Origin of the sequence: Wolbachia endosymbiont of Drosophila simulans wHa (assembly GCF_000376605.1) — a bacterium.
Lineage (GTDB): Bacteria > Pseudomonadota > Alphaproteobacteria > Rickettsiales > Anaplasmataceae > Wolbachia > Wolbachia pipientis.
The window spans coordinates 518780-535431 of the sequence record NC_021089.1; the positions used below are offsets into that span (position 1 = coordinate 518780).

9 protein-coding genes and 4 pseudogenes are annotated in these 16652 nt (G+C 35.2%); 8 read left to right on the forward strand and 5 right to left on the reverse strand.

All coding sequences use genetic code 11. The features are described from left to right. Positions 1 to 923: 923 nt before the first annotated feature. Positions 924 to 2096, forward strand: coding sequence for a 2-oxoglutarate dehydrogenase complex dihydrolipoyllysine-residue succinyltransferase (gene odhB, locus WHA_RS02305; RefSeq protein WP_015589060.1), 1173 nt, complete (start codon positions 924 to 926; stop codon positions 2094 to 2096). A gap of 38 nt (positions 2097 to 2134) precedes the next feature. On the opposite strand, the gene WHA_RS02310 is transcribed toward odhB, so the two are convergent. Further along, on the reverse strand, positions 2135 to 4501 hold the full coding sequence (locus WHA_RS02310; RefSeq protein ID WP_015589061.1) for a tetratricopeptide repeat protein: 2367 nt from the start codon (positions 4499 to 4501) through the stop codon (positions 2135 to 2137). A gap of 219 nt (positions 4502 to 4720) precedes the next feature. Here WHA_RS02310 and secA point away from each other — a divergent pair, with 219 nt between their 5' ends. Then, on the forward strand, positions 4721 to 7381 hold the full coding sequence (gene secA, locus WHA_RS02315; protein ID WP_015589062.1) for a preprotein translocase subunit SecA: 2661 nt from the start codon (positions 4721 to 4723) through the stop codon (positions 7379 to 7381). A 3-nt stretch (positions 7382 to 7384) separates the two neighbouring features. Here secA and WHA_RS02320 read toward each other — a convergent pair whose 3' ends face one another. The 3 genes from WHA_RS02320 to WHA_RS02330 form a co-directional block, all read right to left on the reverse strand. After that, positions 7385 to 8314, reverse strand: a complete 930-nt coding sequence (locus tag WHA_RS02320) for an ankyrin repeat domain-containing protein (RefSeq protein ID WP_015589063.1) — start codon at positions 8312 to 8314, stop codon at positions 7385 to 7387. Positions 8315 to 8650: 336 nt separating this feature from the next. Next, a complete protein-coding gene (gene fsa / locus WHA_RS02325; protein ID WP_015589064.1) occupies positions 8651 to 9292 on the reverse strand; it encodes a fructose-6-phosphate aldolase in 642 nt (213 codons plus the stop codon). Between the two features lie 39 nt (positions 9293 to 9331). Continuing rightward, positions 9332 to 9673 (reverse strand): hypothetical protein, encoded by a 342-nt coding sequence (locus WHA_RS02330; protein ID WP_041573517.1) that lies wholly within the window; start codon positions 9671 to 9673, stop codon positions 9332 to 9334. 365 nt (positions 9674 to 10038) lie between these two features. On the opposite strand from WHA_RS02330, the pseudogene WHA_RS07490 reads away from it, so the two are divergent. The 5 genes and pseudogenes from WHA_RS07490 to WHA_RS02350 all read left to right on the forward strand — a co-directional run. Next, positions 10039 to 11123, forward strand: a pseudogene (locus tag WHA_RS07490) (IS3 family transposase). A gap of 56 nt (positions 11124 to 11179) precedes the next feature. Beyond that, positions 11180 to 11293 (forward strand): annotated as a pseudogene (locus tag WHA_RS06340) (BRCT domain-containing protein); the annotation flags it as partial. Between the two features lie 263 nt (positions 11294 to 11556). Beyond that, positions 11557 to 12441 carry an Rpn family recombination-promoting nuclease/putative transposase gene (locus WHA_RS02340; RefSeq protein ID WP_015589065.1) on the forward strand — a complete coding sequence of 295 codons (885 nt, stop codon included), beginning with the start codon at positions 11557 to 11559 and terminating at the stop codon, positions 12439 to 12441. Positions 12442 to 12461: 20 nt separating this feature from the next. Further along, positions 12462 to 13021 (forward strand): annotated as a pseudogene (locus tag WHA_RS07280) (pyrimidine dimer DNA glycosylase/endonuclease V). 106 nt (positions 13022 to 13127) lie between these two features. Beyond that, a pseudogene (locus WHA_RS02350) lies at positions 13128 to 13688 on the forward strand (IS4-like element ISWosp9 family transposase); the annotation flags it as partial. A gap of 36 nt (positions 13689 to 13724) precedes the next feature. Here WHA_RS02350 and WHA_RS02355 read toward each other — a convergent pair. Next, on the reverse strand, positions 13725 to 14813 hold the full coding sequence (locus WHA_RS02355) for an IS481-like element ISWpi2 family transposase (RefSeq protein ID WP_015588908.1): 1089 nt from the start codon (positions 14811 to 14813) through the stop codon (positions 13725 to 13727). A 1219-nt stretch (positions 14814 to 16032) separates the two neighbouring features. Here WHA_RS02355 and WHA_RS02360 point away from each other — a divergent pair. Continuing rightward, positions 16033 to 16344 carry an NUDIX domain-containing protein gene (locus tag WHA_RS02360; RefSeq protein WP_041573519.1) on the forward strand — a complete coding sequence of 104 codons (312 nt, stop codon included), beginning with the start codon at positions 16033 to 16035 and terminating at the stop codon, positions 16342 to 16344. Positions 16345 to 16652 lie beyond the last annotated feature (308 nt).

The window sequence follows — 16652 nt, forward strand, 5'->3', positions numbered from 1 at the left end:
CATGCATAAATAAGCTTACTGGATTCTAGTACTTGCATGACAAGGTATAAACCTTATCGTCATACCGCCGCGAACCGTCATACCGCGATTCATTCGCGGTATCTCTAGATCCCGCTAACACGTAGCGGGATGACGAGCTTATCGTCATGCTGTCGCGAACCGTCATACCGCGATTCATTCGCGGTATCTCAGCCGCTAACAAGAGATCCCGCTAACAAGCAGCGGGATGACGAGCTTATCGTCACGCCGCCGCATACCGTCATACCGCGATTCATTCGCGGTATCTCTAGATCCCGCTAACAAGTAGCGGGATGACGATTGTCGTTTAGCCATAAATATTAAGAAATTTACCAAACGAAAAAAAAGGCAAAAGAAGCCCCGTGGTTGGCTAATTACTTACATTATACTTTCAAGTATGGCGTTTTTTTATTCTAAACACTTAATAACCGCGATTCAGCTGCTTTTAAACCGCAACTAATCTAAATTATAAACATTAAGAAATTTACTAAACAGAAAAAAAGGCAAAAGAAACCCTAGGGTAGCTAGTTATTCACTATCCATTTTTTAAGTTGGCATTTTTTTATGTTTTAAATGCTTTATAAGCATATTTCAGCTTGTGTAGGTAAAAACCCAGAAATTTGATAAAGACATAGAGTGCACATAGTGCAAAAAATTAAACATGAAACGCCAGATACGTGAGTTTTTTTGTCATTTAATCTGTACAGAGAAGATAAATAAATAGCTTCAGTTTCATGATAAGGGGGCTGGCGGAGTTTGTCAAGGAATTTTTATGGCTGCGCTGGAATGACATTTGGGAGTTGTGGTCCACTTCTAAATGATAAGAGCCTCAATGAATTTATTAGTTTATTACATGTCTCTTTTCATGTATAAATCTATAGAAAGTTTTATACGGAAGTTGTTTTATGAGCAAAATTATAGAAATCAGAGCACCAAAAACTCTTGGTGGTGAATCAGTTACAGAAGGTATAGTAAAAATAAAGAAGGGTATTGGAGAAGCAGTAAAAGTAGATGACTTGATCTTTGAAATTGAAACTGACAAAACAGCACTCGAATTAACTGCAGAAGCTTCGGGGCAAATAACTGAATTTCTTGTAAAGGAAGATGATGTAATAAGCCCTGATCAATTGTTAGCGAAGCTTTCCGTGGGAGAAGTAAAAGAGGAAGCGAGAAAAGAAGATAAAAGCGAAAGTGCTGCTAAAAAAGATGCTCCATCAGCTCGTAAAATTATGGAAGAAAATGCAATCAGTGCAGAAAGCGTCAAAGGAACTGGCATGGGAGGCAGAATAACAAAAGCAGATGTGATAGGCCATATGAACAAAGCTGAACAACCTGCAATAAAACAATATGAATTGCCAAAAAGTGTAGTAAGTGGAGAGCAAAGAGAGGAACGAGTAAAAATGAGCAAAATAAGACAAGTAATTGCCGCTCGTTTGAAAGCATCGCAAAATACTGCTGCAATACTGACCACGTTCAATGAAATTGACATGAAGAATGTCATGGATCTAAGAGCAAAATATAAGGACGCCTTTGAAAAAAAATATGGAATAAAACTTGGTTTTATGTCGTTTTTTATAAAGGCAGCGGTGCAAGCATTGAAAGAAATTGCTGAAATTAACGCTGAAATCTCAGGCGATGAAATCATATATAAACATTACTATGACGTAGGTGTTGCTGTTGGCACCGATAAAGGTCTTGTTGTACCAGTTATTCGGGGTGCCGATCAGATGTCATTTGCAGAAATTGAGTTGACTTTAGTTGCTCTTGGCAAAAAAGCACGAGAAGGTAAATTACAAGTATCAGAAATGGAAGGTGCAACATTTACCATTTCAAATGGCGGAGTATATGGTTCGCTCCTTTCTACTCCGATAATAAACCCTCCGCAATCTGGAATACTTGGAATGCATTCAATACAAAACAGGCCAGTTGCCATGGGCAACTCAATTGAGATTAGACCTATGATGTACATTGCCCTCTCTTACGATCACAGAATAGTTGACGGCAAAGGAGCAGTTACTTTCCTCGTTAAAATAAAAAATTATATAGAAGATCCAAATAGATTAGTTTTGGAAGTGTAGCTCAAATGAATTGTTGTTAATCCAGTATTGCTAAAAACCTAAATGTCATCTAGTTCTGCCAGCAGTTTAGCAACTTCCGGATGATCAGGGCCATAATGTTTCTCAAGAATAGGTAAAGCCTGTTTAAGTAACTCCTTTTGTCTCCTATGATTACCCAGATCCCCATAAGCGATACCTAGATTTGCCAGCGCTATAGCAACTTGAAAATTATAAGGCCCATAATATTTCTTAAAGATAGATAAAGCCTGTTCAAGCAGCTCCTTTTGTCTTCTGGGATTACCCAAGTCATGGTATCCATCGTTCATCCATATTAACAAATACACAAGATAATCCTTTTCTATTGTTTGTTTTTCTGAAGGATTTTTTGCTAGCCAATTATCTATATGTGATAAAAACGCTTCTAAGTGCGGCAATAATTGTCGCTTCTTAGCATAATCTTCTAATTTATCACTGTCGTCAGGGAAGCTTTCTTTTAATAATTGAAAAACGGTTTTTATATCTTTTTTAATTTTTCCACTTTCCTTTGACTTTAGCCTAATTACATCTTGTACTAAACAGTGAATAGAAACACTACTACTCTGCTCATTGGACACTAGCATCGAATATCTCAATAATATACCTAATACTTCTTCAAAAGGTTTTTCTTCAGAATTGTTCTCTACAATCTCAGGAAATATTCTTAACAAATCTTTAGGAATATCATTGTCTAAATATGCACAAGCTACTAACAACTTGCTTGCTAGTTTAGACTCATTACGAATTGCGTCCATTGTAATATCCCAAGTAATAAACACAGGCTCATGGTTAGAATCCTTAGGTAGTGTTTTATGAGATAATAAATAAAGCTTCCTTTCTGCATAAATTTCTAAGTAACGTGAGATAGTCATTTTGTTTTCTTTGATGTAAGCGCAAGCCTGAGCTAATGCCAAAGGTAATCTACCTAACTTTTCTGCCAATATACCTATATTTGGCCTATCGCTTTCTGAAACCTGGCCTAGAATTTTCTTAACATATAATTCTGATTCTGGGGAAGTAAAAACGTCTACACCTATACTCCCTTGTGGCCATTCAGTATTACGAGACGTAACTATTATTTTGCCGCCTTTTGTAGGTCTGAGCTTAGAAATGACTTCATAATTTGATACATTATCATAAATCAACAACCAGCCTTCACGTTTAGAATCTTCTAGCCAGTTTTTCACATAATAAGCTCGCTGTGCAATAGAAATGTTGTCTTCATCGTGAATAATATTTAATTTTCTTCCTAAATTAACATATTCACTGAGTAGTTGATCTTCATCTTTTGCATTAAACCAACATATTGCCTTGTATTCTTTCCCATGTTTTTGAATAAAATCTAGCACTGACTGTGTTTTACCTACTCCACCTAACCCGTACAAAGCAGTTAATATAACTGGCTCATTTTTTGTCTTTAGATGATTTACTATTTCTTCATTGAGATATTCTCGTTCAATGAAATTTCCACTAGCTATTTTAGGTGGAATGTTCCACCGTTCAAATAGATCTTCTCTAGGTTTGAGACTATAAAGATGTTCTATAACTTCCCTAAAATAATCGTCTTTTCTTGTTAGATAAGAAACTTTGCTACCCTGTTGTGCCCACCATTTCCCTACCTTATCATATACACGGACAAAAACTGTATCAATATCTTCTTCCCCTGATATTTTGTATATATTCCCTATTTCTTTCTTAATAATATCATCTAATTTTGAATGATTAGGTTGATCAACTACAAACCTTATTCTAAGTAAAAAATCTTCTATTTCATCGTCACTACCACAACTGAAGTATTTTTTCAGTTCAGTATGATTTTTTATTTTGTAGCACGTTCCTTTTTGACCTTCATAAATATTTAAAGTGTTATCATTTGTTAACTTTGACTCTTCCAGATACTTCTCTAATGTTTCTACGCTTCCTTGCTTCTCTGTACCTTTTTTTAGGTTCACATTGACATTAGTATGAATGACAAGCGTAATATCACTGTTCTTACACTCAGGGTTTTGCTTAATCTCAGGATGAGATTCAAAATATTTGTTTAACCCGAAATCTTCTTTCTGTTGCTTTCTATCATTTCCATCAATAAACAAATCTTCAAAAGTAATATTCTTCGAAGAGCGATGTGTATTGCAGTGCTTAGCTTGAACCAAGATAATTCTCGATTTGTTCTTCTGATCTTTATACTCAAAAAAAATATCATCAAAGGCTCCAAAACCTTCTATGTTTGATGCTAACCAAAAGTCAATTTTACTACTTAACCCATGAAGTAGATACAGCATTAATAATTTTACTTCATACTTGCGACCATGATCACCTGTTGATGTGCCATCTCTCTTCTTAAATGTACGATTACTAAGTACTTCAGACTGTTTGTTTTCTACATTCATACCCTACTAAACCTACGAATAACTTCTTTCTATAAAAAATTAAAGTCACCAAGTGCCTAAGATAATGCAACAGATTCTTTAACATTGTAATAACAGTGCCGAACAGGGTCAATTTTGTTTGCTGTCTTAAGCATAAAGACTCCCCAAATCTAATATGTAATTGCTGTAGGCTGCATTTAGTAATATAATCTCATATTAAATAAGACTTTACTTAAGTTTATGCTAGATTCTCCGCTAATTTTGACAGCCATTCTTATATTTTTCATTTTTACGTTGTCATTCTTTTTTATAAGAAAGATATTTGGGTCAACAAATAAGAAGATAATAAAATCCTTTAGGAAAATTGTTCAGCAAATAAATGCATTAGAAACAGAAATGCAGAGCTTATCTGATGAGGAGCTTGCTGGTAAAACTGAAGAATTCAATCGAGAATTGAAAAATGGGAAAACGTTAAATGATCTTCTCGTACCTGCATTTGCAGTTGTGCGTGAAGCCTCTCGAAGATTTCTTAACATGAGGCACTTTGATGTTCAACTGATTGGTGGAATGGTGCTCCACAATGGCATGATATCAGAAATGAAAACAGGAGAGGGAAAGACACTCGTTGCAACTTTAGCTGCATACCTTAATTCTTTAGAAGGGAAAGGCGTGCACGTCGTAACTGTTAACGATTATCTTGCAAAACGAGACACAGAGTGGATGAGCAAATTATATAATTCTCTTGGGGTTTCTGTTGCGTTTATTACGAATAACTTGACAGACGAAGAGAGGAAAGAGGCTTACAGTGCAGATATCGTGTATTCCACAAATAACGAGCTTGCCTTTGATTACCTGCGAGACAATATGAAATTTTCTCAAGAAGACATGGTTCAGAGAGGCTTTCACTACGGAATAGTTGATGAAGTGGACTCAATACTCATTGATGAAGCTCGCACTCCGCTTATTATTTCTGGCCCGGTTGAGGAAAACAATCAGATATATAAGCATATCAATAAAATAGTAACCAAATTAGTTGACTCCGATTATGAAGTAGATGAAAAAGGTAGAACGGTATTCTTGACTGAAGATGGTATTTCACGAGTGGAGGAACTACTAAGGTCATGCAATCTCATTCCTGAAAATTCCTCGCTCTATGATACTGACAGCATGATAATGACTCATTATATAGACCAAGCATTACGTGCACATAAGCTGTTTACTGCTGATAAAGATTATATAGTAAAGGATGGCAAGGTAGTGATTATTGATGAATTTACTGGGCGTATGATGGAGGGCAGGAGATATTCCGATGGTCTTCATCAGGCACTTGAAGCGAAGGAGAATCTTGAAATTCAGCATGAAAACCAAACTTTAGCATCGGTCACATTTCAGAATTACTTTCGTATGTACAATAAACTTTCCGGAATGACTGGAACAGCAGCAACAGAGGCAGAAGAGTTTAGTGATATATACAGATTAAATGTAGTAAAAATTCCAACCAATGTATCTGTAAAAAGAGTTGATATTGATGATGAAATTTATGGCACAGGAAAAGAAAAATTTAATGCTGTGTTAAAGTTCATAGAAGAATGCCATAAACGCCTTCAACCGGTCCTTGTCGGCACGGTAAGCATCGAAAACTCTGAGAAGCTTTCTGCGCTTTTGCAAAGCCATTCTCTTAAGCATTCCGTATTAAACGCTCGTTATCATGAACAAGAGGCGTACATAATAGCACAAGCTGGAGTGCCAGGCAGTGTCACCATAGCAACTAACATGGCAGGACGTGGAACTGATATTCAGCTTGGTGGAAATGCTGAAATGATTGCAAAGGTGGAGCTAAAGAAGATAAAAAATGCTGATGAAAGAGAAAAAAAATACCAAGAAATAGTTGAAAGAGTAAAAAAAGATAAGGAAATTGCTATAAAAGCTGGTGGTTTATGTGTGGTTGGAACCGAAAGACATGAAAGCAGGAGAATAGATGATCAATTACGCGGCCGTTCTGGTCGTCAGGGGGATCCTGGACTTTCTAAGTTCTTTTTATCGCTCGAAGATGACCTAATGAGAATATTTGGCTCTGATAGAATGAGAAGTTTTTTACAAAAAGTAGGGCTAAAGAATAACGAAGCTATTCATCATCCATGGATCAATAAGGCACTCGAGAAAGCACAAAAGAAAGTTGAAGCTAGAAACTATGACGTGCGGAAATCTCTACTTAAGTTTGATGACGTAATCAACAACCAACGTAAAGTTATTTTTAAGCAGAGAAACAATATCTTAGGCAACGAAATTAATGATTTACTTGAAGTATATAGCGAAGTAAATGAGAGCGTAATAGAAGGTATAGTCCAAAGTGGCTATTATGAGGATTATATTGAAGATATAGTCAAAGAATTCCATACAAGGTATGGAATAACGCTTGATAAAGAAGATTTAGCAAAGTTTTTAAACAAACAAGAAGTTTTGGATTATATAAATGATAAGATACAAGAATTTTTTACTGAGAAAGAAAAATATTTCAACAGTCAGCACACTACAGATTTGTGGAATACGATCGTGAAGCAAATGATGATAATGACACTTGATCATTTATGGAGGGAACACCTTTCAGTTCTAGAGAGCCTAAGACAAAGCATAAGCCTACGTGCCATGGGGCAGAAAGATCCACTGAATGAATTTAAACGCGAAGCTTTCTTGATGTTTGAGTCAATGCTTGAAAAATGGAAGGAACTCACCATTCACCGCCTAGCGCACTTTAAGTTGGCAGATAACCAAGAGATAGGCAATAGGTTACATTCTGCTAGAAATAGCAGACTTCCCAAAGTCTCAAGAAACGACAAGTGCCCTTGTAATTCTGGAAAGAAGTACAAACACTGCCACGGCGCGGTTACTGTGGTGAATTAATAATTATGGTTGTACAGTTTGTTTATTTCCATCAACATTACTGCAGCTAACCTCACTTAGCTTACTGTTTAATGAATGCTCTGATGACTTATATGCAACCCCATAGGAAATTCCACCAACGATCAGTGCAGATGCCACAGTAATTACAACTATTGCTAGTGCAGGTAATGCAGTAGCATAAATGAGTGCTAATGGAGCCACAATGGCAGCTAATATACCTACAGTAATTCCTGCTGTTATAGCTTTAGGTCTATGAATAAATGATGGATCTGCACCATAATTTAGCAGAAGTTTCGCTACTTTTGGATGTTGATAATTTAGTCTTGGATGTTCACCATGAGTGTAATAAACAGCATAATATAAAGGAGTTCTTCCGTCTTTATCTTGTGCATTAACGTCTGCTCCCTCTTCTAGCAAAACTTCTACTACTTGTGTGTATCCATTCTCAGCAGCATAATGTAAAGGACTTCTTCCATATCTGTCCACTACATTAACATCTGCCTCTTTTTTTATAAGATGTTTTACTACTTCTATATGACCACTATAAGCAGCATAATGCAAAGGAGTCCCTTTATCTTCATTTTGTGCATTAACGTCTGCTCCTTCTTCTAGCAAAACTTCTACTACTTGTGCATGCCCATGCTGAGCAGAATAATGTAAGGAGGTTTTTTCCCATTCATCTTGTACATTAACATTAGCTCCGTTTTTTGTTAAGTATCTTACTACTTTTTCATAGCCATTTTCAGCTGCTATAAGTAATAAATTGCACTTGAGCACTATAAACGTGTAATTTATATCAAATTCGTTTTTTTTCCACTCATCATATATAAGTTGATTTTCCTGCTGCAGCTTATCTTTAATTCTATCAATTAAATTTTCCTTACTCAGATCTGGACTACTGTTGACTTCTTGTACTATTAACCTTAATGTCATTTCCTTCTCCAAGATATAAAATTTTATTATGGCATATGGAGTGGATTATGTCAATGAAAAACTAAGAAACTGGTTCTTCTTTTTTTCTATAGCTTTAGGTTTACCTACAATTTGAAAAACAACAAATTCGTCATTCCGCTACTCGTTAGCGCCTCGGCGGTATGATGTACGGAAACCTTTCTTGGGTTAGCTATAAAGTTAAGATTCGACCAGGGCAGCCGCAATAAGGTAGCAAACGCCATCATGTCTTTAGGAGAGTTTGCTAATGAAGGCTCTTAAGTTGACGCCATTGCCTGAACGGATACGCCAATTTTTATGTTCATTTGTAACCGTTTATTATTTTACACCCCAGTCTTTTTCAAATATTGCTAGCCCTTGGTCAGTAAGTGGGTGATTAATTAATTGTCTAAGTACTTTTGCTGGCACAGTAATTGAATCAGCACCAAACCTTGCAGCTTCTATTACATGCGCTGGGCTTCTCACTGATGCAACAAGAACTTTAGTATCAAAACCGTAATTAGAATATATAGTACATATATCTTCTATTAGCGATAAGCCATCATAGCTTATATCATCAAGGCGACCAACAAAGGGGGAAATAAAACAAGCACCGACCTTAGCGGCAAGCAGTGCTTGTCCAGGAGAAAAACATAATGTGATGTTAACAGGTATTTTATGCTCTGTCCATAACTTTTTACAAGAAATTAATCCTTCATGTGTAAGAGGTAATTTGATCACAACATTATCAGCAATTTTTGCTAAATTCAGACCTTCTGTGATCATCTCTTCATGGCTATCTGCAACAACTTCAACACTAACAGGCCCTTTTATAATAGAGCATATTTCACGCACTAAATCCTCGTATTTATCTTTACGCCCGGACTTTGCTATTAAAGAAGGATTAGTTGTTATGCCGTCAATGAACTCCTTTAGTCCTTTAATTTCATTTAAATCAACGCTATCAAGAAAAATTTCCATGTTAATCTCCTATAAAAAAAATACCCTTGCAAAATCTTGTCATCCTACCGCTTGACTTACAACCGTATGAACTTCCTGCGTTGTAAACATCAAACAGCCGATAACACAACTGTACAAATATTGAGACATAAGAGTAATTTGTACCAAGAAAAAAGATGTCATCCCAGTGCCCAGACCCCTTAGACAATGTACCATCTTTTGATTTTGTCCATTCTGGGCGGGGTTTTCAAGTTCTTTGATCTTAAATACTACATCTACTTTATCAAGATCAATGTTGACTTCTTTTACTAATGTCCTAATAAGACTACGTTTGGCTTGCCAATCTAGGTCCGATTTAACACTAGAATAAAAGCCCTTTATGCTATTTGTAATAAGATTCATTTTCTGCCGTATTCCCTTTTACCTTTTTCTTCTCTCCTTTAATCTCTTTTAAACGTTCCTTCATTTTTTTTTATTGCCTGCTTAAAGTCTTCCTTACTTATAGTTAGTGCATACTTTGTTGCCGTAAAAACTTCTGGTACCCAAACAATTGTAATAAGTATACACAATCTTTGTCAACTATTTTCGGCACTGGTATATAAATCCAATTCTCTTCATCTGTACTATAAATAGAGTGAGTTCGCCGGCTGTTGCTTTTTTTTGGTTTGACTTCTAGCATTACTGGGCCCGCCTTTGACCTTACCCAGAAAAAGTGGAGAGAAAGAAAGGAGTTTTTTCGGGTAAAATAAAATTTTGGAGGATTAGAAATGGTAAGAGAATATACGGCAGAATTCAAATTGGAAGCTGTTAAGCTGGCAAATGAACAAAGAAAGGTAGGTCAACCAGTTGCAAAAGTAGCAAGAGATCTAGGAATAAGGGATAGTGTATTAGGAAAATGGATGAAGAAATATAACGAAAAAAAGTCAGCGGCAAATGCATTTCCAGATGTAGCACCTTATGACAAAGAGAGATTTGATTTACAGAAAGAGTTAGCAAAAGTAACAAGAGAAAGAGACATTTTAAAAAAAGCCCTGGCCAGTCAAAAAGAGTAAAATATTTTTTTATATAGTAACTGCTATAAAGTACAGGAATTATGTAGGATTTTCTGCTAGTGGCTACTATAAGTGGACTACAAGGAAAATAAGCAGTAGAGAATCAGCAAATAAAGAGTTATTAGCAGATATTCAAAAAATATATCAAGCTTCTAAATGTAGATATGGAGCTCCTAAAATTCATGCTGAATTAAAGGCTTTGGGTAAAAGTTGCAACTTAAAAACAGTGCAAAGTATTATGCAGAAAAATGGTATTCAGGCTATATTGAGAAGAAAATTTAAAATTAAGAAACAACAAACGGACAGTAGCTCCCAATATATTAGACCAAAACTTTATTGTCGATCAACCAAATAAAGTATGGGATTACTTATATAAAAACCAAAGAAGGATGGCTATATTTGGCAACAATAATCGATCTATATTCACGCATGGTAGTTAATGAGCAGTTCAATAAATAAACAATTGGTTATGGACTCTTTATTAATGGACGTTAACAAGCGTAAACCTGCCAAAAATCTACTATTACATAGTGATCAAGGTTCACAATATACTTCGCAAGGTTATCAATATCTCTTATCCATAAAAACATAGATGAGTCATAAAGGTTGTTGTTACGACAATTCTGTTGTGGAAAGCTTCTTCAGTTCTCTAAAAAGGGAGTTACCAATAGACACCTCTCGGCACTCTAAACAGCATATCAAAACTGCTATATTTGAATATATAGAAATTTTTTATAACAAACAACGTCACTATTAACTATTGCATTCCAGAACAATTTGATGCATCATTCTTTTTGTAAAAAACATTCCAAACTTTCTCTCCACTTTTTCTGGGTAAGGTCATTCAAGTGTATCGCCTAAAACGGACTTCTTGGTTGTCGGCGAAAAACCTGGGTCAAAGCTCGAAAAGGCTAAAAAGCTGGGTATTAAAATTTTAACCGAGGAGGAATTTAATATGAGAGAAAAATAAACGCTATTGAAGGGTATCTTTGATGGCCATTACAGTTGCTAAATTCATGACATCCATTTGCTGGCCTTTTAAGATACTTTACAGAATGGTTGATAAAAGAGTACAAAAGGAGTCTAGAGTATGAAATGCTATTCTCAGATCATTTATGGAAGACATTTTTTTCATCAACACATTCAAAACTTAAAAAATAAACTAAAAATAAAGAAGTTGAATATTTCTTCAGAATTGTGTATAATTATTAATGCTTTTTAGGTACTCTCGCTATGGCTCTTTCTAAGTTTCTCAATCCAAAATTAGACTTAACCTTCAAAAAGGTCTTTGGTACCGAAAAAAATAAGAACATTCTTATTCACTTCCTCAATGATATCTTAGGATTTACCGGGATAGATACTATACAAGAAGTTGAGTTTCTTAGCACCTACATGGATCCTGAAGTCGCCTCTGATAAACAAAGCATCGTTGAAGTCCTTTGCAAGGATTCTAGTGGGTTCAGATATGTAATCGAGATGCAACTCGCTCGTGATAGGGGCTTTGAGAAACGTGCTCAGCTATATGCTGCTAAAGCTTACTCAAGGCAAGCTGATAAAGGTGACCAGTATCATAACCTTAAGGAAATTATCTTCATTGCTATAGCAGATTGTGTACTGTTTCCTAATAAATCTGAGTACAAATCAAAGCATACTATTCGAGATGAAGACACTAATGAGCATGATCTAAAAGATTTCTATTTTATATTTATTGAGTTGCCTAAATTCGCAAAAAACAAAGTAGAGCAGCTAGAAAGTACAATAGAGCGCTGGTGCTTTTTTTTCAAGTACGCAGAAGATACTACAGATGAAGACCTAAAAGATATTGCAGAAAAATCGCCAATAATAAAGCTAGCATACGATGAGTTAGACAAGTTTCGCTGGAATGAGAAAGATCTGATAGCGTACGAAGAAAGGATAATGGATCTGCGGAAAGAAGAAGGCATCCTCGCTCAAAAACTTGATGATGCTAGAGACGAAGGCATCCAAATCGGACATGAAAAAGGCAGAAAAGCAGAGAAAATTGAGGTCGCAAAAAACCTACTTAAAGCAGGAGTTTCTATTGATATTATAGCCCAAACTACTGGTCTTACAGCTGACGAAATCAAAAACTTAAGCTAATTTTATCTTTGGATGTCTAGATGAACATCTTTGTACTAGATGAAAACCCAGCAATTGCGGCGCAAATGTTATGTATATAGTAAAAATGCCATTAGAAACTGCTCAATTATTGAGTAATGTTTTTTCAACAGCATCCAAATCCTTTTGTCAGTATCATAAATCAGAATATAGAAGTCCCATATAAACTGACTCACAACAATCATCCTTGTTCTTTGTGGGCTAGGCAATCAGAAGGGAACTTTTATTGGTTCGGAAGAGAATTATGTAAAGAGTACACTTGGCGATACAAAAGAACGCATAAATCCGAAGAAATAGTAGATTGGTGTGATAGTAATAAGGATTTGCTAATTTTTCAACTTTTATACAAGCACTGTCTGATCGCTATAAATGTGGTAGTTCCATAAAAGCCTATAGAAAGTACTATTTACAGGAAAAGATGAGATTTGCTAAGTGGGAAAAGAGCAGAAGATTGGACAACGGAAAATTTAATGCTACAGGCATACAGCTCATAGGTAGAGAATGCATCCAAATTGGATATAAAAAGGTAAAATTGAAGTTGCAAAAAATTCGGGAGTGTTAAATAAACCATACGCGTCAAGTTAAGGAAAAGTGTAAGTAAAGTTGATAGAGTGAAGGAAAATAATAAGGTATAAATTCTCTTGGATATATGAATGAGAGAACTTACAATGGACAGAATAGCTTGCTTATCAAAAGACCTCAATGAATTCTTTAATGAAAAAGCAGACGAAATATCAATTGCAGTAGGTTTTATAAAAAGAAAGAGAAAACTTAATGGCTCATCATTCATAAAAGCTATGGTTTTTGGTAACATAGGAGTTGATGATTGCAGCATAGAAACAATGTGCCAATTGCTAAATGAAGACTCGATAGAAATTACAAAACAGGGTTTAGATTTTAGGTTTAGTGAAGAAGCAGTTGAGTTCATGAAAAAAATGTATAACGAAGCTTTGTGTTTATTTAAAAAAAGTCTACAGATTGATTGCAAAATTTTACAGCAATTTGGAAGCGTTAAATTATTGGATAGCAGCTACATTAGCCTGCCCAGTAGCATGGAAGATATGTACAAAGGATATGGCAGTAGCTATAGAGATTGTGAGAATAATACCAAATCAGGAATAAAGCTACAGTTAGTCTTTGATTACCTGAATCAAGCGCTAGATAAGTTAAATTTTATGGAAGGAATAAGGTCGGATCAAGGTTATAGGGATTATCTGAACGGTTTATCAGCTGTAAAAGACAAGATTTGATCTGACAGACAAGAATTAACTGACAGAAGAATTGAGGTAGTCAAAACTAATATCAGGCTCTTGTGTAATGCTACTAATATTTTTCTGAAAAGCAATATATTTGCTATCAAGAAAAGTTTGCATAGGCGTTTTGCCATAGCAATATTTACCCGAGTGAGGTCTTGTCTCATTATAAGAACGCAACCAATGATCAACATCAATCTGTAGATCTTCCAAAGAACTGTAGATTTTCTTTCTAAAGATGATATTGTAACACTCATCTTGCATGGTTCTATGAAACCTTTTACATATGCCATTAGTCTGTGGAGAGTTGGCTTTAGTTCTAGAATGATCGATGTTTTCTATGCCCAAATAAAGCTGATAAGCGTGATTTTCGGGCTTGCCACAGTACTCCGTACCCCTATCAGTTAAAATGCGTAATAATGGAATTTTCTGCTCATCAAAAAATGGAATAACTCTATCGTTGAGAAGATCTGCAGCTGTAATAGCTGTTCTGTCCGTGTAAAGTTTAACCATTGCAACTCTGGAATAAGTATCAACAAAAGTTTGCTGATAAATGCGCCCTATACCTTTGATATTGCCCACATAATAGGTATCTTGAGAACCCAAATAACCTGGATGTTGCGTCTCAATTTCACCATGAGCTTCCCTTTGTTCTTTCACTTTTTCTAAAGCTGCAAGTTGTTCTTCAGTTAAAATGATTCCGTCTTGAGCTACTTTTGTCTCTAGTGCTTTAAGTCTCTTTTTGAGAGTTTCAAGGTCATTTCTTAGCCATACAGACCTTACTCCTCCCTGGGAAATTATTATACCTCTTTTTCTCAGTTCATTTGCAGCTCTTTCTTGCCCATATGCTGGAAATTCTGTTGCTATACCAATCACTGCTCTTTCTATATCGTCGGAAACTCTGTTTGCTAATAGCGGTTTTTTCTTACTTATTTCATGTAATGCTTCCTCTCCTCCATTTTCATATAACTCCTTAAAGCGATAAAATGTATCTCTTGAGTATCCCATCACTTTGCATGCTTGAGACACATTTCCTAGTTGTTTTGCTAGTTCTAATAATCCTAGCTTTGGTTTTAATATTTTTGTCTGTATTGTACTCATATCTAACACTCCTTTATTTTTATTATTTTTAACTTACTTTTTTAAAGTGTCAGGTCAAGTCTTATTTAATACACTTTTCTTGATAGCAAATATATTGCTTTTCAGAAAAATATTAGTAGCATTACACAAGAGCCTGATATTAGTTTTGACTACCTCAATTCTTCTGTCAGTTAATTCTTGTCTGTCAGATCAAATCTTGTCTTTTACACCTTCCACTAGCTTTACTACGCTCGTCACCTTACGCAGCATAATGGTTCGTTCCAGGTTGCTGGCTAGGCTTTGCCTGGGTTGGATTTTCACCAACTGAACTTTACGCACTTCTTGGCGCACTCATGATGTTTTTCCCCCTATTAAGATTTATTGATTTAGTTGTAGTAGTTGAAATAGCAAACCGGTTAAGTTGCCTAGTTTGGTTCTTTTTTTCAATCAAAGGTATTCTACTGTTTTAAATTCCCTGTAAAGATTTAGCTTATCTTTTACATCTAAACAGCATTAACACGATTTGGCTTTTTGTAGATGAGTAATTCTCTAGGGATTATCCTATTGAATTCTATGATATTATTTTTTGTAACATTATTATACACGTCATGGCATTAAGGGTATTTATGACTCAAAACTTGTTTTTGACCTGCAGGCTCAATGACAAAATTCAGTAAAAAACTCAGGGTATCTTTTGGCGGATTACATAACATTATAGCGGCTGCATGTCTTTTAAAATTTTTCTACATTCAGCCAAATCGCGCTTAAACTAAGCGTCAGCACATTATTATAGCGCCAATTTAAAGTATTAGAGAGTCAAAACTCGCACTACGGGGTTTCTTTTGCCTTTTTTTTCATTTGGTAAATTTCTTAAATATTTATAGTTAAACGACAATCGTCATACCGCTACGTGTTAGCGGCTAAGAGATACCGCGGCGGTATGACGGTTAAGTATCCCGCTACTTGTTAGCAGGATCTATGCTAAGAGATACCGTGACGGTATGACGTAGAAGCTATACTTTTATAAATTTGTTAAGTGGAATTTTTATATTGAGTAATTGTATTTATAATACATTATTTTGTATAATTGATTTTTTAAATTATTATATTAACTCTAATATTTTTGATTTAATGAAAGATGATATTATTTATCACTCTCACTTAGGCGTATACGGTTTAATTTTAAAACCTAAAAGTATAGTTTTGGTGAAAAAAAGTCGAGGTCCTTATAAAGGGTTGTTTGATTTACCAGGTAGAAATTGCTGAAACGCTTGAAGAGGCACTTGTAAGAGAAATTAGAGAAGAAACAGGTTGTTTAGTGAAACAATACGACCAAATCCAAACAGTTACTAGCCTATATCATTATAATGAAGACAATGTAAATAAATGTCTAAAACATATAGCAGTTTTATACAAAATTGAAATCATAGGAGAAATAAAGCGAGAATCTGATGGAAAAGATTCTGATGGTTGTATATGGCAAAGTATAGATACTATAAACTATAAAAAAATTTCTCCGATAGTTCATATAGCAAGTAAATTCATAAAATGAAGACTATTATTTTTATTACAGGTGTATCTACGGTTGGAAAATCAAGTTTGGCTCATATATTAGGTTCAAAGCTTTTTATGCCTAGAAACTTTGCAATTCCACTAACTATAGCTAACCCAAGAAAGGTTTCCCTACGTCATACCGCCGCGGTATCTCAGCATAGATTCCGCTAACGAGTAGCGGAATGACGAATTTGTTGTTTTTCAAATTGTAGGTAAACCTAAGCCACTTTAGCTATACTTGTAGAGAAAAAAGAATAGATGATGATCCTAAATATTTAATAAATTTGACTACCGAGGAATTTCAAA